The sequence below is a fragment of the Amycolatopsis sp. TRM77291 genome (genome assembly GCF_054166285.1).
Genome location: NZ_JBSZHF010000001.1, coordinates 4,315,426 through 4,333,889, shown reverse-complemented (window position 1 = coordinate 4,333,889; position 18,464 = coordinate 4,315,426). Strand labels below are relative to the sequence as shown.

General features: G+C 68.8%; 22 protein-coding genes. 10 read left to right on the top strand and 12 right to left on the bottom strand.

The window, feature by feature from the left end; all coding sequences use genetic code 11:
- Nucleotides 1-46: 46 nt before the first annotated feature.
- Genes ACXIZN_RS19905 through ACXIZN_RS19890 form a run of 4 tightly spaced genes read left to right on the top strand, consistent with a single transcriptional unit; the run spans nt 47 to nt 3,683 of the window.
- Complete coding sequence (locus ACXIZN_RS19905) at nt 47-1,165, top strand: acyl-CoA dehydrogenase family protein (RefSeq protein ID WP_457956163.1); 1,119 nt, start codon at nt 47-49, stop codon at nt 1,163-1,165.
- Nucleotides 1,162-1,929 carry an SDR family oxidoreductase gene (locus tag ACXIZN_RS19900; protein WP_457956161.1) on the top strand — a complete coding sequence of 256 codons (768 nt, stop codon included), beginning with the start codon at nt 1,162-1,164 and terminating at the stop codon, nt 1,927-1,929. Before ACXIZN_RS19905 ends, ACXIZN_RS19900 begins: the two co-directional genes overlap by 4 nt.
- 7 nt (nt 1,930-1,936) lie before the next feature.
- Nucleotides 1,937-2,539 (top strand): TetR/AcrR family transcriptional regulator, encoded by a 603-nt coding sequence (locus tag ACXIZN_RS19895; RefSeq protein WP_016332873.1) that lies wholly within the window; start codon nt 1,937-1,939, stop codon nt 2,537-2,539.
- Nucleotides 2,532-3,683, top strand: coding sequence for an acetyl-CoA C-acetyltransferase (locus ACXIZN_RS19890; RefSeq protein ID WP_457956160.1), 1,152 nt, complete (start codon nt 2,532-2,534; stop codon nt 3,681-3,683). The genes ACXIZN_RS19895 and ACXIZN_RS19890 overlap by 8 nt, the downstream gene beginning before the upstream one ends.
- Here the strand turns inward: ACXIZN_RS19890 and ACXIZN_RS19885 are convergent.
- Nucleotides 3,667-4,830, bottom strand: coding sequence for an MFS transporter (locus ACXIZN_RS19885; protein ID WP_457956159.1), 1,164 nt, complete (start codon nt 4,828-4,830; stop codon nt 3,667-3,669). The two genes, ACXIZN_RS19890 and ACXIZN_RS19885, sit on opposite strands and share 17 nt — an antisense overlap.
- A gap of 46 nt (nt 4,831-4,876) precedes the next feature.
- On the opposite strand from ACXIZN_RS19885, the gene ACXIZN_RS19880 reads away from it, so the two are divergent.
- A complete protein-coding gene (locus ACXIZN_RS19880) occupies nt 4,877-5,329 on the top strand; it encodes a winged helix-turn-helix transcriptional regulator (RefSeq protein WP_192745452.1) in 453 nt (150 codons plus the stop codon).
- A gap of 379 nt (nt 5,330-5,708) precedes the next feature.
- Here the strand turns inward: ACXIZN_RS19880 and ACXIZN_RS19875 are convergent, their stop codons facing one another.
- Genes ACXIZN_RS19875 through ACXIZN_RS19855 form a run of 5 tightly spaced genes read right to left on the bottom strand, consistent with a single transcriptional unit; the run spans nt 5,709 to nt 9,188 of the window.
- Nucleotides 5,709-7,031, bottom strand: coding sequence for an NAD(P)/FAD-dependent oxidoreductase (locus ACXIZN_RS19875; protein WP_457956158.1), 1,323 nt, complete (start codon nt 7,029-7,031; stop codon nt 5,709-5,711).
- Nucleotides 7,024-7,260: a ferredoxin gene (locus tag ACXIZN_RS19870; RefSeq protein ID WP_007033644.1), complete on the bottom strand. Its 237-nt coding sequence runs from the start codon at nt 7,258-7,260 to the stop codon at nt 7,024-7,026. Before ACXIZN_RS19870 ends, ACXIZN_RS19875 begins: the two co-directional genes overlap by 8 nt.
- 18 nt (nt 7,261-7,278) lie before the next feature.
- A complete protein-coding gene (locus ACXIZN_RS19865) occupies nt 7,279-7,884 on the bottom strand; it encodes a ferric reductase-like transmembrane domain-containing protein (RefSeq protein WP_457956157.1) in 606 nt (201 codons plus the stop codon).
- Nucleotides 7,877-8,644: a DUF4142 domain-containing protein gene (locus tag ACXIZN_RS19860; RefSeq protein WP_457956156.1), complete on the bottom strand. Its 768-nt coding sequence runs from the start codon at nt 8,642-8,644 to the stop codon at nt 7,877-7,879. The genes ACXIZN_RS19865 and ACXIZN_RS19860 overlap by 8 nt, the downstream gene beginning before the upstream one ends.
- Nucleotides 8,628-9,188, bottom strand: coding sequence for a hypothetical protein (locus ACXIZN_RS19855; RefSeq protein WP_457956155.1), 561 nt, complete (start codon nt 9,186-9,188; stop codon nt 8,628-8,630). Before ACXIZN_RS19855 ends, ACXIZN_RS19860 begins: the two co-directional genes overlap by 17 nt.
- 226 nt (nt 9,189-9,414) lie before the next feature.
- Between ACXIZN_RS19855 and ACXIZN_RS19850 the strand changes: the two genes are divergently transcribed.
- The 4 genes from ACXIZN_RS19850 (at nt 9,415) to ACXIZN_RS19835 (ending at nt 12,803) form a co-directional block, all read left to right on the top strand.
- Entirely contained in the window at nt 9,415-9,966 is a 552-nt protein-coding gene (locus ACXIZN_RS19850; protein ID WP_034317190.1) for a sigma-70 family RNA polymerase sigma factor, read from the top strand.
- Nucleotides 9,963-10,718, top strand: a complete 756-nt coding sequence (locus ACXIZN_RS19845; protein ID WP_457956153.1) for an anti-sigma factor family protein — start codon at nt 9,963-9,965, stop codon at nt 10,716-10,718. Before ACXIZN_RS19850 ends, ACXIZN_RS19845 begins: the two co-directional genes overlap by 4 nt.
- 203 nt (nt 10,719-10,921) lie before the next feature.
- Complete coding sequence (locus ACXIZN_RS19840) at nt 10,922-12,043, top strand: DUF1996 domain-containing protein (RefSeq protein ID WP_457956152.1); 1,122 nt, start codon at nt 10,922-10,924, stop codon at nt 12,041-12,043.
- Between the two features lie 202 nt (nt 12,044-12,245).
- Nucleotides 12,246-12,803: a sugar O-acetyltransferase gene (locus ACXIZN_RS19835; RefSeq protein ID WP_192745445.1), complete on the top strand. Its 558-nt coding sequence runs from the start codon at nt 12,246-12,248 to the stop codon at nt 12,801-12,803.
- Here the strand turns inward: ACXIZN_RS19835 and ACXIZN_RS19830 are convergent.
- Entirely contained in the window at nt 12,800-13,267 is a 468-nt protein-coding gene (locus tag ACXIZN_RS19830) for an Lrp/AsnC family transcriptional regulator (protein WP_034317178.1), read from the bottom strand. The genes ACXIZN_RS19835 and ACXIZN_RS19830 overlap by 4 nt on opposite strands.
- Before the next feature lie 103 nt (nt 13,268-13,370).
- Here ACXIZN_RS19830 and ACXIZN_RS19825 point away from each other — a divergent pair, with 103 nt between their 5' ends.
- On the top strand, nt 13,371-13,847 hold the full coding sequence (locus ACXIZN_RS19825; RefSeq protein ID WP_457956151.1) for a DUF2000 domain-containing protein: 477 nt from the start codon (nt 13,371-13,373) through the stop codon (nt 13,845-13,847).
- A 353-nt stretch (nt 13,848-14,200) separates the two neighbouring features.
- On the opposite strand, the gene ACXIZN_RS19820 is transcribed toward ACXIZN_RS19825, so the two are convergent.
- From ACXIZN_RS19820 to ACXIZN_RS19800, 5 genes are read right to left on the bottom strand one after another with little or no spacing between them, the layout of a single operon-like run.
- Complete coding sequence (locus tag ACXIZN_RS19820) at nt 14,201-14,992, bottom strand: alpha/beta fold hydrolase (protein WP_457956150.1); 792 nt, start codon at nt 14,990-14,992, stop codon at nt 14,201-14,203.
- Between the two features lie 31 nt (nt 14,993-15,023).
- The gene (locus ACXIZN_RS19815) at nt 15,024-16,070 is read right to left on the bottom strand and encodes an NAD(P)H-dependent flavin oxidoreductase (protein ID WP_457956149.1); all 1,047 of its coding nucleotides are present in this window, start codon (nt 16,068-16,070) and stop codon (nt 15,024-15,026) included.
- Nucleotides 16,067-16,792: a CoA-transferase subunit beta gene (locus tag ACXIZN_RS19810; RefSeq protein ID WP_457956147.1), complete on the bottom strand. Its 726-nt coding sequence runs from the start codon at nt 16,790-16,792 to the stop codon at nt 16,067-16,069. The genes ACXIZN_RS19815 and ACXIZN_RS19810 overlap by 4 nt, the downstream gene beginning before the upstream one ends.
- Nucleotides 16,789-17,649, bottom strand: a complete 861-nt coding sequence (locus ACXIZN_RS19805; RefSeq protein WP_457956146.1) for a CoA transferase subunit A — start codon at nt 17,647-17,649, stop codon at nt 16,789-16,791. The genes ACXIZN_RS19810 and ACXIZN_RS19805 overlap by 4 nt, the downstream gene beginning before the upstream one ends.
- Nucleotides 17,649-18,398: an enoyl-CoA hydratase family protein gene (locus tag ACXIZN_RS19800; protein ID WP_457956145.1), complete on the bottom strand. Its 750-nt coding sequence runs from the start codon at nt 18,396-18,398 to the stop codon at nt 17,649-17,651. Before ACXIZN_RS19800 ends, ACXIZN_RS19805 begins: the two co-directional genes overlap by 1 nt.
- Between the last annotated feature and the right edge of the window lie 66 nt (nt 18,399-18,464).

Genomic DNA, 18,464 nt, shown 5'->3' with positions numbered 1-18,464 from the left:
AGGGTAGCCTACGCAGCAGGCTCTGGTTTGGCTAGAGGAGGCAGGCGTGGCCCGAGACGGTTTCCGTGACCGCGTGCGCACCTGGCTGGCGGAGAACCTGCCGCCGGAACTGCGCGGTCTGGGCGGTCCCGGCCGGGAGCACGAGGCCTTCGACGAGCGCGTGGAGTGGGAGCGGCGGCTCGCCGCGGCGGGCTGGACCTGCGTCGGCTGGCCGGTCGAACACGGCGGCCAGGGCGCGACGCTCGAACAGCAGGTCGTGTTCCACGAGGAGTACGCGCGAGCGGGCGCGCCGGCGAGGGTCAGTCACCTGGCGCAGGAACTCCTCGGCCCGACCCTGATCGCGTTCGGCACGCCGGAGCAGCAGAAGCGTTTCCTGCCACCGATCGTGGCGGTCGAGGAGCTGTGGTGCCAGGGCTATTCCGAACCCGGCGCCGGATCCGACCTCGCCGCCGTGTCGACCACGGCGACCCTCGAAGGCGACGAGTGGGTGCTGAACGGCCAGAAGGTATGGACGTCGCTCGCACACGTGGCCGATTGGTGTTTCGTGCTGGCCCGCACCGAACCCGGCTCGAAACGCCACAAAGGACTGTCCTATTTGCTCGTCCCGATGAACCAGCCCGGCGTCGAGGTCCGCCCGATCCGGCAGCTCACCGGAACCTCCGAGTTCAACGAAGTCTTCTTCGATGGCGCCCGAACCGCGAAAGACCTCGTCGTCGGCGAACCCGGCGACGGCTGGCGGGTGGCGATGGGCACGCTCGCGTTCGAGCGTGGCGTCGCGACGCTCGGGCAACAGGTCGGGTTCCGCCGGGAACTCGAAGAACTCACCAGGCTCGCGCCGGACGACCCGGTGATCGCCGAGCGGATCGACCGCGCCTGGGTCGGCTTGGAGGTCATGCGGGCACAGGCGATCCGCACGCTCGGAGACTCGTCGCCCGGCGTGGCGGAAGTGTCCAAACTGGTCTGGGCGAACTGGCACCGTGACCTCGGGGAGCTCGCGATGCTCGTCCGCGGCGCGCGGGGAATGCTCGCGGAAGACGGGCTCGACGCCTGGCAACGGCTGTTCCTCTTCACCCGGGCCGACACGATCTACGGCGGCTCCAACGAGATCCAGCGCAACGTCATCGCCGAGCGGGTGCTCGGCCTGCCAAGGGAGGTACGCCCGTGATCCCGGTGCCGAAGTACCCCGAGGGGGCGAACCTCCTGCGGGACAAGGTGGTCGTGGTGACGGCTGCGGCCGGCACCGGGATCGGTTCCGCGGTGGCGAAACGCGCGCTGGAGGAAGGCGCCCGCGTCGTGATCAGCGACTGGCACGAGCGCCGCCTCGGCGAGAAGGCGGCCGAACTCGGCGACGTCCACGCGATCCCCTGCGACGTCACCCAGGAAGACCAGGTGAAGGCGCTCATCGACGGCGCCGCGGCACACTACGGCCGGATCGACGTGCTGATCAACAACGCCGGGCTCGGCGGCACGAAGTCCATTGTGGACATGGCGGACGACGAATGGGCGCGGGTCATCGACGTGACCCTCAACGGCACGTTCCGGGCGACGCGGGCCGCGGTGAACCGGTTCATCGCCCAAGGCGACGGCGGGGTGATCGTCAACAACGCGTCGGTGATCGGCTGGCGCGCGCAGGCCGGGCAGGCCCACTACGCGGCCGCGAAGGCGGGGGTCATGGCGCTCACCCGGTGTTCGGCCGTCGACGTCGCCGAACACGGCATCCGGGTCAACGCCGTCGCGCCGAGCCTGGCGATGCATCCCTTCCTGGCCAAGGTGACCAGCGAGGAACTGCTCACCGAGCTCACCGCGCGCGAGGTCTCGGGGAGGGCGGCGGAACCGTGGGAAGTGGCGAATGTGATGGTGTTCCTCGCCAGTGAGTACTCGTCGTACCTCACCGGTGAGGTCGTGTCCGTGAGTTCCCAGCATGCGTGAGGTAGTAATGAAAGCCAGCCCCGGGTCCCGCCGCGCCGAACTGCTCGCCCTGGCGGCGAAGTTGTTCGCCGAGCGCGGGTACGTCTCCACCACCGTGCGGGACATCGCGGACGCGGCGGGCATCCTTTCGGGGAGTCTCTATCACCATTTCGACTCGAAGGAGTCGATGGCCGACGAGATCCTCACCGGGTTCCTCGACGAACTCTTCGGCGCCTACGCCGAGATCGTCGCGGAAGGGAAAGGGCCGCGGGAAACGCTCGAAGCCGTCGTGGTGGCGTCGTTCGAATCCATTCACCGGCGTCCCGCCGAGGTGGCGATCTACCAGTCCGAGGCGAAACACCTCATGCAGTTGCCACGGTTCGGCTACCTCAACGACCGCAACACCGAATTCCGCAAACTGTGGAACGGGATCCTCACCGACGGCATCGCGGCAGGCGTGTTCCGCGAGGACCTCGACGTCGAACTCACCTACCGGTTCATCCGCGACACCGTCTGGGTGGCGGTGCGCTGGTACAACCCCGGCGGCACGCTGAGCGCGGACGACGTCGCGCAGCAGTACCTCGGGATCCTGCTGGACGGCATCGCGACCAAGAGGAGGCGCCGTGGCTGAAGCCTACGTTCTGGACGCTGTCCGGACACCGGTCGGCAAACGCGGGGGAGCGCTCAGCGGTGTCCACTCCGCCGACCTCGGTGCGCACGTCATCCAGGCCGTGGTCGAGCGGACCGGCGTCGAGGCCGACCTGGTCGACGACGTCATCCTCGGCTGCTGCGACACGCTCGGCCCGCAATCCGGGAACATCGCGCGCACGGCGTGGCTCGCGGCGGGCTTCGGGCACCACGTGCCGGGCGTGACGATCGACCGCCAATGCGGTTCGAGCCAGCAGGCCGTGCACTTCGCCGCGCAGGCGGTGCTGTCCGGGACGATGGACCTCGTCCTCGCCGGCGGCGTGCAGAACATGAGCGCCATCCCGATCAGCGCGGCGATGCTGGCCGGACGCGAGTACGGCTTCGAGGACCCGTTCTCCGGCTCGAAGGGCTGGCAGGAGCGCTACGGCAGCGTCGAGGTGTCGCAGTTCCGCAGTGCCGACATGATCGCCGAACACTGGGATCTGACCCGTGAGGCGATGGAGGAGTTCGCCTTCCGCAGCCATCAGCGCGCGATCGCGGCCATCGACGAAGGCCGGTTCGCCGCCGAGATCGCGCCGTTCGCCGGTGCCGCCCTGGACGAGGGGCCCAGGCGCGACACCACGGTGGAACGGATGGCCGGGCTGAAACCGCTGAGCGAGGGTTCGCGGATCACCGCCGCCGTGGCCAGCCAGATCTCGGACGGCGCCAGCGCGACGCTCATCGCGTCGGAGAAGTTCGTCGAGGACCACGGTCTCACCCCGCGCGCCAGGATCCACCACCTTTCCGTGCGGGCGGCGGATCCGGTGTGGATGCTGACCGGGCCCATCCCGGCGACCGCGCACGCGCTGCGGAAGACCGGGCTGAGCATCGACGACATCGACCTGTTCGAGGTCAACGAGGCGTTCGCGAGTGTCGTCCTGGCGTGGATCGAGGAGACGGGCGCCGATCCGGACCGCGTCAACGTGAACGGCGGCGGGATCGCGCTCGGCCACCCCATCGGGGCGACCGGTACGAAGCTGTTCGCGACCCTGCTCCACGAACTCGAGCGGCGAGGCGGGCGTTACGGGTTGCAGACGATGTGCGAGGGCGGCGGAACGGCGAACGTCACGATCATCGAGTGTCTCTGACACTCCACACGACGAGCGCCGCCGTGCTGAACGCCGCACCGAGCAGGCAGACGCCGGTCCAGCCCGCGACGGCGTAAACGGCGGTCGAGCCGATGGCGCCCAGGCCGCTGCCGACGGAGTAGAAGATCATGTACCCGCCGATCAGCCTGCTGCCGGCGTCCGGCCGCAGCGGGTAGATCAGGGTCTGGCTCGTGACGTGCACGGCCTGGACGGCGAGGTCGAGCAGGATCGCTCCCGCCGCCAGCGCCCACAGTGACTCGCGGGTGAAACCCAGCGGTATCCAGGAAAGTAGGAGCAGGCCGAGGGCGAGGCCGGTCGTCCACCGCGCGCGGCCGCGATCGGCGAGCCGTCCGGCGGGCGCCGCCGCCAGCGCGCCCGCGGCTCCGGCCAGCCCGAACGCGCCGATGGCGGTGTGCGACAAGCCGTCCTCGGTGAGTGGCAGGGCGACCGAGCTCCACAACGTGCCGAACGCGGCGAAGATCAGCAGCGCGAGCGTGCCGCGCGTCCGGAAGACGGGCTCCTCGACGAACAGCGACCACGTGGAACGCAGCAGCCGCCCGTAGCCCATGGACTTTCCCGGGGCCGTGGCGGGAAGTACGCGATACAGCACGATCGCGATCAGCACGGTCACGCCCGAGGACACGACGTACACCGCGCGCCAGCCCGCGAGATCGGCCAGCGTGCCGGATACCGTGCGCGCGAGCAGGATCCCGAGGACGACGCCGGTCGTCACGAGACCGACCACACGTCCGCGTTCGCCGGGTTCCGCCAGCGACGCGGCGAACGCCACGAGGAGCTGCGTGACGACGGCGAGCACGCCGATCGCCGCCATCCCGGCGAACAGCACCACACCGTTCGCGGCCGTCGCGGCGACGAGTTCGGCGATCGCCAGCAGGGCCAGCTGACCGGTGACGAGCAACCGCCGGTCGAGCAGGTCACCGAGCGGGACCAGCAGGAACAGGCCGAGGCCGTAGCCGAGCTGCGTGAGCGTGACGATGCCGCCGACGGTCGACGTGGCGATGCCGAGGTCGGCGCCCATCGTGACGAGCAACGGCTGCGCGAAGTAGATCGTGGCGACGGCCGTCCCGGCGGCCACGGCGAACAACAGGACGACACCGCGGTGCACGAACCCTCCAGATGGTTTCAAGTTGCTACCAACGGACGGTAGAGGAGTTCGGTAGTAAGATGCAACCATGGTGAAGCGGACGACGTTCGACGAAGCTTCGTGCCCGGTGGCGCGCTCGGTCGACACGATCGGCGACTGGTGGTCGCTCCTGATCGTGCGTGACGCCTTCGACGGCGTCCGCCGGTTCGGGGAGTTCCAGCGCAGCCTCGGCGTCGCGAAGAACATCCTGTCCGCGCGGCTGCGGGCGCTCGTCGGACACGGGGTGCTCGACATGGTCCCGGCTTCGGACGGGAGCACGTACAGCGAGTACGTCCTGACGCCGAAGGGGCGCGACCTGTTCCCGGTGATCGTCGCGCTGCGGCAATGGGGCGAGGCGCACTTCTTCGCCGAAGGCGAGCCGCGTTCGGAACTGGTGGACCGCGACGGCGGGCTTCCGTTGCGGGAGCTGGAGATCCGGGCTTCGGACGGGCGGGTGGTCGGGCCGGAGGACACCGTGGTCGTGAAGGCGCCGTCCTCGTGAACCGTGCCGCCTTCGTGCGGGAAGGGCGATCTCGCGTGAGCAGAGCCGTAACTCGCGTGCTTGGAGGCGTAACTCGTGTGTTCCGCCTCCAAGCACGCGAGATACGCCTCCAAGCACGCGAGATACGCCTTCGAGCACGCGGAGCGGGAAATACTCAGTGCATGGATCGGGGCCCATCCAGGTGAGTCAGGCCTGGAAGGGCCCCGACCGGAAGCGGGGAGCCCGGAGGGCGGTACCCGGCGGAGCCCGAATCACCGTCGGTCCCGGTACCTCCCGGCGTCCCCAGGGGGTGGCGGTGGGCGCGGAGGCCCAGCGACCCACCGCCACCTGAGGGGACCGCGGCCGCCGCGCGCGGCCCCGGTCCGTTCGCGATCCCGGGTCACCCGGCGGGAACGCGAGCCCAGGGCATCCTTTCCGGCGCGGGGACGGCCTCGGTCGGCGTCTCGGACAGGAAGTCCCGCTCGAACGGGGCCAGGATGTCCTCCCCGATCGGCGTCGACGCCGGCGAAGGAGCGGCGGGGGCGGGGAACGCCGGCTCGGGCACCGGCAGCCGCCGGCCGAGTTCGGCGGTCCAGTGGATCATCGCCTTCGGCCGGTCCCAGCCCGCCGCGCCGATCAGCCTGCCGTCGCGGACGAAACCGGTGACCCCGTCGGAGAGTTCGATCGTGTCCCTGCCCAGCGACGGCATCCCCACGGTCTGCAACCGCGCGTCGTACAGGGACGACCAGGCGCGGGGGAGCGGCGTGTACGGCCGCGCGTTGCCGCGGCCCAGCATCAGGCTTTCCGCCGCCGCGCGCCCGGATTCGACGCCGTTCATCCAGTGCTCGACCCGCCGCGGGGTCTCGTCGATCCGCAGGTTCGGCCATTTCGCGACGTCGCCGGCGACCACGACGTCTTCCGCCCCGACGGCGAACAGGGTCGATTCGCACAGCACGCCGTCGTCGATGGTCAGCTCCGATCCGCGCAGCCAGTCCACGGCCGGCACGCTGCCGATCGAGAGCACCACGCAGCTGGCCACCAGGAACTGGTTGTTGGTCAGGTGCAGCCCCACCGTCTCCTTGGTGCTGATCCAGTTCCGCACCTCGGTGTTCATCGCCAGCTTGGCGCGATGGTGCTGATGTTCCTTGGTGAGCGCCGAAGCGATCCGCTCCCCGAAGCGGTGCAAAGGCGCCTTCGCGTGCCCGATGAGCGTGACGTCGCGGCCCATGTACCGCATCGACGCGGCGAACTCGTTCCCGATCAGGCCGCTGCCGATCACCACGACGGATTTGTTGCTGTTCCCCAAAGCCCGCCGGACGGCCAGTGAATCCTCCACGGTGCGCAGCACCCGGACCCGGGGGTCGTGGCGCGGCGATCCGGGAAGATGGCGGGGGTAGACGCCGGTCGCGATGATCAACCCGTCGTACCAAAGGGATTCACCACCCGGCAGGTGGACGGTGCGCTCCTTGCTGTCGAGCCAGGTCGCACGGGTGCCCAGCCGCCAATGGACGTCCAGGTCGACGTACGGCTCCAGGCTCGCGGCCACCGGTTTCACCCCGCCGGTGATGAGCTCCTTCGACACCATCGGCCGGTGGTACGGCTTCCGCGGCTCGTCGCCGACCAGCACGATCTCGCCGTCGAAACCGAGTTCCCGCAACCGTTCCGCCGAGCGGAGGCCGGCGACGCCCGCGCCGACGATGACGATCCGATCTCCGTCACTCATCGTCGTACGCTCCTTCTCCCTTGACTCTGATGGCTTGTTTCGGGCAGAGGCGGGCGGCGGAGATGGCCTGGTCCAGCCCGTCCCGGTCGACCATCCGGCGGATGCGGAGCTTGCCGTCCGGGCCGATCTTGAACGTCGACGGCGCCTCCATCTCGCAGAAGCCGAAGATCTCGCACCGCTCGTTGTCGACGCTGACGCGGGTGCCGCGCCGGATGCTTCCGAAGATCATTTCTCGTTCTCCAAGTCGTCAGACCAGTTCTTCGACCAGGCCCAGCCGTTCCAGGTAGCGGGTCGGCGTGAACCGCAGCGCGGTCAGCAGCACCGCGGGGACCAGCAGCGTGATCCCGCCGAACCACAGCAGGCCGAGATGCCCGTTGGCCATGGCGCCGAAGAAGGCGTGCAGCGCGGTGATCGCGACCGCCGGATAGGCGAGCCGGTGGATCCACAGAAAGCGCCGGTAGGAGCTGAACCGGCTGATCCCGCCGGTCAGCGCGACGGCGATCATCACCTCGAGCCCGATGACCCCGAGTTCGTGCCGCGCCAAGGTGCCCGGCAGGAGCGGGATCGTGACCTGCGCGAGGGTGAAACCGTCGGGCAGGAACAGGAACGACATCGCGTGCACGACGCCGAACGACAACGTCAGGATGCCGAGCACCATATGCGAGTTGCGCAGGGCCTTCCGCCCGGTCAGCGACTTGATCCAGCCGGTCGCGGTGAGCACGCCCCAGCACAGGGTGAGGCACATGAAGCCGTACGAGATCCGGGCGGAGGTCTGCGCCATGCCCTTGATACCGGTGTCGGTGTCCGATTTCTGGGTCAGCACGATCACCACCTCGGACCACTGGTCATACATTGATCTCTCCTGGGGCACTGGGAACCGGGGCCGGTTCGGCGGCGGCCGCGCGGTCGCGGGTCCGGGTGTTCTTGCCGCGCACCGTCCGGAGGGCGTAGAACAGCCCGCCGCCGAGCACCACCGTGAGCAGCAGGCCGAGGGCGAAGTCGCCGAAGCCGACGTCCATCGCGGCGTTGGCCGAATTCGACTGCGGCACCGGGGCCTCCGGCATCAGCGACTGGTCGACGACGCCGGTGCTCTCCAGCAAGGTCATATGCCGCAGCACCGCCTGGTTGGCCGTGGTGGCGTAGTCGCGGACGACGTCGTTGCGCGTACCGGCCCTGACCTGCGCGATGACGGGGAACAGGATCCCGTGCGCGTACCGGAGCCGGTTCGCGAAGATCCGGTCGAACTCGCTGTCGTCGCGGGCGGCCTTCATCTCGCCGAGCCACGCGGACTGCTGATCCGAGGGCTCGGACGGCAGCGCGACGCCGAACCGGTCGGCGATGGCGTGCGTCGCGGTGTCGAGCCTGCCGTGGTCGATCATCAGCGTCCGGCCGACTTCGCGGGTCCGCTGGCTCTTTCCGCGTTCCTGCGCCCACATCCCGGCGGGCATTTCCCACAGCCCGGCCAGTTTGACGTTGACGATCAGGTTCTTGTCCGCGGCGGAGAGTTCTTGGGCGTGCGCCTCGCCGACCGGGCCGAACAGGTTCACGATGGCCGCCGTCAGCAGGACGAGCAGCGGGCGCACGGGTCTGGGGAGATCAGATGCCGAGGTCATCGGCCTGCCAGGTGTCCGCGGTGAGCAGCACTTTCGTGCCGTCCGGCTTGGCGGGGAACCACGCGTCGTCGACGCCCTGCCCGCCGGTGTTGCCGGGCATCGCGTCCTTCGCGTTGCGGTAGAGCGGCCAGCCCGCGAGCGTGATCTGCTCGGTGCCGTCGTCCCTGGTCACGGTGCCGACCAGGGCGCGGTCGATCCCGGTGACCACGAGGTCGCCGTCCGCCTTGGCGGGAATCCAGGTCCGCGCGCAGGTTTCCGTGCAATTCGACTTCGGCGGATTCACCGTGTCCTTGTCGTAGCGGTAAAGCGTGAAACCGTTGGTGTCGGTGACGATCGGCCCGAGGTCGAACAGGATCGCCGCCGTGACACCGGGGGCGGGTTCGGCAGCGGGATCGGGCATCCCGGGGATCTGCGCCGCTCCGGCGGCGGGGGCCGCGCCCGGAGAACCGTTCGGTCCCGCGGTACCGGTGGTACAGGCGGCGGTCAGCGCGACCGCGGCCAAGGTGAGGGTAAGAGGTATGACCGAGCGTGACACGGGGTTCACGGAAATCCTCCTGTCGGGGCCAGAGGAGAACGCCATCACCGCGGGGAGATGGTGTGCAGGCAGGTTCAGGTCCACTATGGACAGTCATGATCCACAGTGGATTCGGCGGTGCGGGGGACAGCGCCGGGTCGGGGGTCTTCGGTAGGGGATACGGTCACGAGCGGGAAACGGTTCAAAAAACTTTCGCTCTGGACTTATCGCCCCCGAGCCCACAAAGATGTGCCGCGTGGGACGCCACTCTCGGATACTGCAGCCAATCGTCGATCATGAACCCGCGTCGAACGGGCATGACGACCTCATCAGGGCGTTGTACCAGGAGTTCGGGTCCAGCCTGATGGCGTTCGTGCTGAAGCTGACCGGCCACGATCGCCAGTGGGCCGAGGACGTGGTCCAGGAGACGCTCATCAAAGCGTGGCGCAACGCCGGCAAACTCGACCGGCAGCCGGAAATGCTGCGCGCGTGGCTGTTCACCGTGGCCAGGCGCATCGTCATCGACGGCTGGCGGAGCCGGAGCGCCCGCCCTCAAGAGGTGGAGGAACTGGAGTCGGATTCGATCGGAGTGCCGGACGAATCGGAGAAGACGCTCGCGGCCATGATCGTTTACGAGGCCCTGCGCAATCTTTCCCCGGAACAACGCGAGGCTGTTCAGCAGACCTATCTTCGTGACCGCACCGTGAACGAGGTCGCGGCGACGCTCGGGGTCCCGCCGGGTACGGTGAAATCGCGGATCCACCACGCTGTGCGCGCGTTGCGCAGGGCGCTGCAGGAGCGGGGGTGAGCGAGGTGTCCGGAACCGTCCACACGGACATCGCCGCCTACGTGCTCGGCGTCCTCGGCGAGGAGGACCACGCCAGGTTCGAAGCGCATCTGCTGGAGTGCCCCGAGTGTCAGGTCGAGCTGGTGGAGATGTACCACCTGCCCGACATCCTCGACATGGTCAAGAAGAGCTGGCCCGACCCGCCCGTGAAGGGGCCGGGCCCGCGAGTGCTGCGGATGCTGCTCGCGGACGCGGCGAAGGCGGGCCGTCGCCGCAAGATCATCCGGCTCGCGACGGCCGCCGCCGTACTCGTGCTCGTCGTCGGCGGGCCGGTCACCGTCCTTTCGCTCACCGACCGTGAACCGGTCGTGACGCAGGCGGCGCCCACCATCGTCACGTCGGTGGTGCCGCCTCCGTCGTCGTCGCGGGGACGCGAGACGGGGCCGGACGGCGGCGCCGCCCCGTTCGGCTGGTCCGAGGCGGGCAACGCGGTCGCCGCCGAGGTCACGGTGCAGGAGAAGGAATGGGGCAGCGCCGTCGAGCTCGAACTGCGCGGTCTCGTCGGCCCGATGACCTGCCAGCTGTTCGCCTACTCCCACGGCGGAGAGGCCTACGTCGTCAACAACTGGAGTGTGCCGGCCAAGGGTTACGGCGTGCCCGGTTCCCCGGCGCCCCTCGTCATCACCGGTTCGACGGCGCTGCGGAAGGCCGACATCGAACGCTTCGAGGTCCATAAGCGGGACGGCACCGTGCTGGCCATCGTGCGCCGGTAGTCATATAACGGAAAGATAACGGCCGGATCGCGTTTTGAACCGGTTCCCGGCCGGAGCCGTATTCCCCAGTAGCCGGATCTGGACCGGCGGGCGGACAGAAGGGTTCGCCGCGAATTCGGTGAATTCCCGTATTCGACTAATGCGTGGCTCATGCCCGGGTGCGAGTTTTCAGCGTGCCCGGAAAAGAATGAGGTGAGCAGCTAATGGCACGAAATCAAGGGCGCCATCGGATCGCCCGCAGGACCAAGATCGCGACCGCGTTGCTGGGCCTGTCGATCGCGGTCGGAGCCCTGGTGGTGTCCACCACGACCGGCGATCCCGAACGCGCCGCCGCGGACGAGGTGGACAAGTCGCAGTTCGTGGACATCACCAAGGTCCGGCCGAACGTCGAGAAGCCGGAGCCGGGCCGGAACGCCTCCACCGGTTCGTTCACCGTCGACTGCGGCAGGAACGAGAACGGGCATTTCAATCCCGACAACTTCATCGCGCAGCCCGGGGTGCGCAACGGCGCCCAGCATCTGCACGATTACGTCGGGAACCTTTCCACGAACGCGGACTCGGACAACGACAGCCTGCTCGGCGCCGGCACCACCTGCCGCAACGGCGACGAGTCGACGTACTTCTGGCCGGTGGTGCGGATCGACACCGCGGAAGAAGCCGAAGAGCCACAGGGCCGAGAGCGGCGGCAGGGTGACCGGAACCGGCAGCGGAACGACCAGAACCAGAACGACCAGAACCAGCAGGACGAGGCTCGGCTGGAAGAACCGGACGCGGACAACGAACTCGCCGGCAACGACGGGGAGATCCAGCGTCCCGCGGTCGTCGACATCACCTTCAAGGGCAACGCCCAGGAGAAGGTGAAGAAGATGCCGAAGTTCCTCCGTATCCTTTACGGTGACGCGAAAGTCAGCACCAACGGGCCCGCCAACGCGCGGGAGAGCTGGACCTGCACCGGCTTCGAGAACAGGCTCATCAAACAGTACCCGATCTGTCCCGAAGGCAGTGATGTCAAGCGGGTGCACACGTTCCCCAGCTGTCTCGACGGCGACAACATCGACAGCGAAAACCACCGGGACCACATCAAGTATCCGGACGAGAACGGCGAATGCGCGAACGGCCTCACCGCCGTCCCGGAGCTCACCATCTCGCTGACCTACGAGATCCCGCGGCGGATCCAGGCCGCCGGACAGTACAAAGTGGACTCGTTCCCCGAGGAGGATCACAACCCGTTCTCCGACCACGACGATTTCGCGAACGTGATGTCCGACCGGATCATGGATCGCCTCGTCGACTGCGTCAACGAAGGCCGCCAGTGCCGCGAATGACGCCCTGAAGCGGAAGCAGGAACCTGCGAAGAGAAAGGAAGATACTCCGGCCCGGCGGGTCCCCCCCTACACCTCACCCACCCGCCGGGCCGGCCCGGAAACCGATCGACACAACTGAAAACGCTCCGCAAGCATTCACCCGTCCTGTCGGCGGCCTCCCCGGGAGGCCCGCCGGCAGGACGCTTTTCGGTAGGTTGACGGCATGGGTGAGCAGAAGGACCGCATGCTGCGCGGCGAGCTGTACCGGGACAACGACCCCGAACTGGTCGCGGACCGCAGGCGCGCGCAGGCACTCGTCGACCGGTTCAACGGCACGGGCGCCGAGGAGACCGGTGAGCGGGACACGATCCTGCGCGAACTGCTGGGAAAGCTCGGCGAGGGCTCGTGGATCATGCCGCGGTTCCAGTGCGACTACGGCTATCTGATCGAGATCGGCGCCAACAGTTTCCTCAACTACGACGCCATCCTGCTCGACTGCGCGCCGATCAGGATCGGCTCGGACTGCTCGATCGGCCCGCGCTGCCAGCTGCTGACCGCGCTGCATCCCATGGAGGACCACGAACTGCGGCGGCAGCGCTGGGAATCCGCCGCACCGATCACCATCGGGGACAACGTCTGGTTCGGCGGCGGCGTCATCGTGTGCGCGGGAGTGACCATCGGGGACGACGTGGTGGTGGGCGCGGGCAGCGTCGTCACGCGTGACCTGCCGTCGAAGGTGTTCGCCGCGGGCAACCCGGCCCGCGTCATCCGCGAGCTCTAGCGGTCCACCGGCGTGATCTTGGTGCGCCTGCTGTGTTCGAACACCATGGAGGTGCGCACGTCGGCCACCTCGGGACGTTCGGTCAGCTTGTCGATCACGAAGGCGTAGAGGCTGTCGTTGTCGGGCACCGCCACATGCAGGATGAAATCCTCGGTCCCGGTGGTCACATAGAGCCCGACCAGGTCGGGCAGCGCGTTGACCCAGTTCCGGAAGCCTTCGATATTGCGCCGCGAGGGCGGCCGCACCCGCACCGCGATGAGCGCCTGCACCCCGCGGCCGATCGACGGCAGGTCCACGTCCAGCAGCGCGCCGCGGATCACGCCGCGTTCCCGCAGCCCGCGGGTGCGGTCCAGCGCGGTGGTCGGCGAAACGCCCACCGCGGCGGCCACCTCGCGGTTGGTCTTCCGTGCGTCCGACTGCAATTGCGCCAGGATCGCCTTATCAAGTTCGTCCAGTCGCGCCATCTCGGCCCTCTCGCCGTATTAAGTACGAACGCGATGGACTCTACTCGTATGTCCTCCTAGCTTGGCCTTGTTCATCCGTTGAAGTGAGCAGGAGACCAGCCGAATGTCCGAGCACGGTACGGCCATCGGATTCGCCCCCGAGGAGATCGACTTCACCGCGTCCACCCGGTCGGCCCGGTTGAAATGGGTGATCGTGGTCAACAGCGAACTGCCGCCGGGACGCGCGGTCAACGCGGCGGTCTGCACCGCCGTCGCCACCGCGCAAGGGGTCACTGGGCTCCTGGGAGACGAAGCGGTCGACGCCGGCGGCGAGCACTACACGGGCTTGCCCTGGGCCGGTTGCTCGATCCTGTCGGCCGACGCCGGGACGCTCCGGGCCATCCGTGCCAAGGCGGCCGCGGCGCCGGGCTGCCACGTCGCCGACATGCCCGCCGTCGCCCAGCAGATCCGGGTCTACACCGACTTCCTCGCGACGATGAAGGAGATCCCGACCGAAGAGATGGACTTCTGCGCGATCGGCATCGTCGGCCCGCGCAACCGGATCGACAAGCTCGTCGGGAAGCTGCCCCTGATGCCCTGACAGAGGCCCGTGCCCCTGTCCCTTGACGTGCCGCCCCACCGCGTCCCTGCGCGAGACTCAGCGGCGGCGTCGCGAAAGCCACTTTCGGGACCTCAGACGTCGCGAAAGTGGCTTTCGCNGTGGTCCGTTCTGGTGCTTTCGGCGGCGGGTGGTGCGCTGACGCTGGCCCATGCGGCGTGAGACGCCGCTCGGCTCGCGACCGCGTGAGGGCGACGTCGCGAAAGCCACTTTCGGGACCTCAGACGTCGCGAAAGTGGCTTTCGCGACACGTCTTGACCATGCGGCACCCAGGTGGTGGTGAAGGGCACCTTCACTACCGTCAGGGTAGGCAAGGAGGCCTTCACAACCCGCGGTCAGCCTTCGAGCAGGTCCCGTAGCGCTTCGGTGAACTGGGCGGGATTCCGCTGCGGCGCCAGATGGGCGCCGGGCACCTCGGTGAACGGCAACCCCAGTTCGAGCGCGAGGATCTTCGCGGGCTGATAGTGGTAGTGCCCGCGGCTCCCGACGCCCGCGACAGGGACGATCTCGGTCCTGCTCCGCCGCAGTGCCCGCAGATCGGGAAGGTAGTCGAGGATTTCGGCCAGCTCGCGGCCGAACAGCCGCTTCCACTCCTCTTCGTTCGGCAGCCGGATCGCGCGCAGTTCGGGCAGCGCGGCGCCGGCGATCCCGTCGGTGAACCGTTTGAACGCCCCCATCAGGTCGCCCGCCTGGGCGAGCCGGACCTGCGCGTTGGCCTCGTCGAGCCAGCCGAGCGCGTCGGGCAGCAGCTGGATGGCGGGCGGTTCGTGGGCGACCAGCACGGTCGCCGCGTCCGGGTAGCGGGCCACGAGGTCGAGACCGATCATGGCGCCCGCGCTGGTGCCGAACACGCTCGCGGGGCCGCCCCCGACGTGCTGGAGCACCGCGTGGGCGTCGTCGGCCTGCTTCGGCACGCTGACCGGGCCGGTGCTGGTGTCCGTGCTGCGGAAGTGACCGCGCCGGTCGTAGGTGACGACGGTGTAGTCGTCCGCGAGCAGCTTCGTCATCGCCCGGAAGGTGTCCGCCGAGCCCAGCCCGCCCGCGATCAGGAGCAGAAGCGGCCCTTCGCCGGTGCTGCGGACGTACAGCTCACCGTCCTCGACCGGACAACGACTCTCCGAGATCATGGCCGAAGTCAAGCACAGCGTGCCCGGGCCCTCACTCCGAGGCCAGCCGCCGCAGGATGCCGGTGGCGTCGGCGACGATCGTCTCGATCAGGTCGCCGACCGCGGGCAGGTCACCGAGCAGGCCGACGACCTGCCCGGACGCCAGCACCCCGGCGCTCCGATCGCCCTCGACGAGCCCGGCGCGCAACAGCATCGGCGTGTTGGCGGCCATCAGGACCTGGGACCACGTCCGGTCGCCGCCGCGTTTCATCCGCAGCCCTTCGGTCGCCAGCGAACGCCACGACAGCCCGGTCAGTTTGCGGAACTTCGCGGCGTTGCGGGCGGCACGGGCGAACCCGCTCACCGGACCGGCGGACTCGAGCGCGTCGACCAATTCCGTCCGGAGTACGCGATGCGGCATCCCGTCCACCTTCCGGGTGACGACGGTGCCGTTGAGGTCACGGGCGAGATAGGCCTGCTTGATCTCGTCGGGGACGGTGCTTTCCCTCGTCAGGAGGAACCGGGTGCCCATGGCGACGCCGGCCGCCCCGTAGGCGAGCGCGGCGGCCAGGCCACGGCCGTCGAAGAAGCCGCCCGCGGCGACCACCGGGATGTCGACCGCGTCGAGCACCGAAGGCAGCAGCAAGGTCGTCGCGACCCCGCCGGTGTGCCCGCCGCCCTCGCCGCCCTGCACGATGACGGCGTCGGCACCCCAGCCCGCGACCTTCTCCGCGTGCCTGGCCGCGCCGACCGAAGGCACGACGAGGACGCCGTTGTCCTTGAGTCGCGCGATCATGTCCTTCTTCGGCGCGAGCGCGAAGGACGCGACGCGGACTTCTTCGGTGATGAGCAGCTCGACCCGGCGCGCGGCGTCGTCGGCGTCCGCGCGGAGGTTGACCCCGAACGGCTGGGACGTGCGGCTCTTGACCTCCTTGATCGCCGCCGCCAGCTCGTCGTAGGACATCGTGGCGGACGCGAGGATGCCGAGACCGCCCGCTTCCGCCGTCGCGGACACCAGCCGCGGACCGGCGACCCAGCCCATCCCGGTCTGCACGATCGGATGCCGGATCCCGGCCAGTTCGGTCAGCGCGGTCTTCACGATGGGACTTCCTTGTCACGCAAGGACTTCGGATCGAGGCTGGTGCGGATCAGGAGCAGTTCGGTCTCGGTCGGCAGCCGGGATTCGGTGACCCCGTCGGTGATCAGCGGGAACGACGTCGCCTCGACGACCTCGTCCACGGAAACCCCCGGATGCACGGAAAGCAGCCTCGGCGCGTGGTCTTCGCCGCCGAAGTCCAGGACGCCGAGGTTGGTGACGACGCGATGGACGTCGTGATACCGCAGCCCCGCCTCGCGTGCCCTGGCGTAGCCGACGCCGGACACGACGTCGACCTGCTCGACGAAGACCCGCTTGCCGTGCCTGGGAACCCAGTAGCTCGTGCGGTGGTTGGCCGTGTTGCCCGGCCCGCCGCGGACACCGAGAAGTTGTTTCTTCGGCCGGGAATGCTCGCCGATCGCCGAGATGTTCTGGTTTCCCTCGCCGTCGATCTGGTTGGCGCCCATCACCACATGCCGTTTTCCGCGCGGCACCACGGTGTCGAGCACCTTGCGGAACGGTTGCCAGCCTTCGACGACGGCGTCCGGGGTCATCAGATAAGCCTCGCCGTCGGACAGCAGGATGTCCGGCTCGAACGTCAGCCTGGCGAGCCTGGCGCCCAGCGACGGGATGAAACCCATGGGGCTCACCACGATCTCGCCGTCACCGCGGAACAGTTCGGCGCAGGCCACGACGGCCACTTCGGCACGGCTGATGTCACTCACGCGGACTCCCCGAATTCGGCGACGGCCTTCTGGTAGTGCGCTTCGTCGCCGGACAGGAACCTGTCGACGAATTTCGGCCACGCGTCGAGATCCTTGGCCGCTTCGGCGTAATGACGCTGGAAACGCTCGTCGCGCCCGTAGTCCGGGACGGCGGTGGTGAAATGCGCGCCGTTCGGCGTCTCGGCCACCCCGGAGACGAGCATCCGGCTCAGCAGCAGGCTCTGCACCGGCCCCGCTTCGGTGAGCTCGGCCGTCTCGACGATCTTTTCCGTTGACACGTAACACTTGTCGGCGGCGAGCGCGAACAGCTCGTCGAAGTACGGATCGGGCCCGAGGTACTGCGCGTTGCCCCGGGCGTCGGCGCGGTTGAGGTGGACGAAGGCCGCGTCGAGCTTCAACGCGGGCACGGCCAGCAGTTCTTCGGCGTCGTCGTACGGCGAGCGGACGGTGCGCAAGGACGGGTTCAGGTCCATGACGCCGGAGCCGAGGCCCGCGCGGGTCGGCAGGAAGGGAAGTCGTTGCGCGGCAGCCGAAAGGCCGGTGCCGAACACGCCTTCGTCGTACTCCGTGACGGTGATCCACCCGGCTTCCCGCACCCGGGAGAACCAAGGGTCGTAGGGGATCGAGTCGAGGGTGACGAAGCCGAAGACGAGATGCTTGATCTTGCCCGCCGACGCCAGCAGCCCGACGTCCGGCCCGCCGTAGGAGACCACGGTGAGATCCTTGACCGGAGAACGCAGGATCGCGCGCACCAGCGCCATGGGCTTGCGCCGCGAGCCCCAGCCGCCGATCCCGATCGTCATGCCGTCCTTCAGTTCGGCGGCGATCTCGTCCGGCGTCATCCGCTTGTCGGCCATCACTTCCCCTTACCGTCCAAGAACTCCTGACGCGCGCCGTCCGAGACGCCCGCGAGGTTGAGTTCGAAGGTGAATCCCTGCTCGAAGCGGTAGCTGCGGTGCACGGGCTGGACGTCGATGCCGTTGATGGCCTGTTTCGCCGCGCGGATCACGCGGGTGTCCTTCGCCGCGATCTGCCGCGCGAGGCCGAGCGCGGTCTCGTCGAGTTCCTCCCGCGGGACCACGGCGTAGACCGAACCGTGGTGGTGCAACTGGTCCGCGGTGATCGTCGAAGCCGTGTAATACAAGGCCCGCATCAGATGCTGGGGGACCAGCCGCGCGAGATGAGTCGCCGCGCCCAGGGCGCCGCGATCGACCTCCGGGAGCCCGAAGGTCGCGTCCTCGCTGGCGACCACCACGTCCGCGTTGCCGACCAGGCCGACCCCGCCGCCGAGACAGAAACCCCGCACCGCGGCGATCACCGGGACGGCGCAGTCGTACACGGCGGAGAACGCCGCCGCGCAGCCCTCGTTCGCGCCGATCAGCGCGCCGTACCCCGGGTCGCGCTGGATCTCCTTGATGTCGACCCCGGCGTTGAACCCGCGGCCCTCCGCGCGCAGCACCACCACGTGGGTCGCCGGATCGCGTCCGGCGTCGGTGACGGCGGACGCGAGGGCGAACCATCCCTTCACGCTCAGCGCGTTCACCGGGGGCGCGTCGACCGTGACCACGGCGATGCCGGGCTCCGGTGAGTGGGTGGAAACGGTCATCGTGCACCCTTCTCCGCTACCAAACCTAGCATTTGCTTGGTACGTTAGCAGGACGTCCGGCCCGGG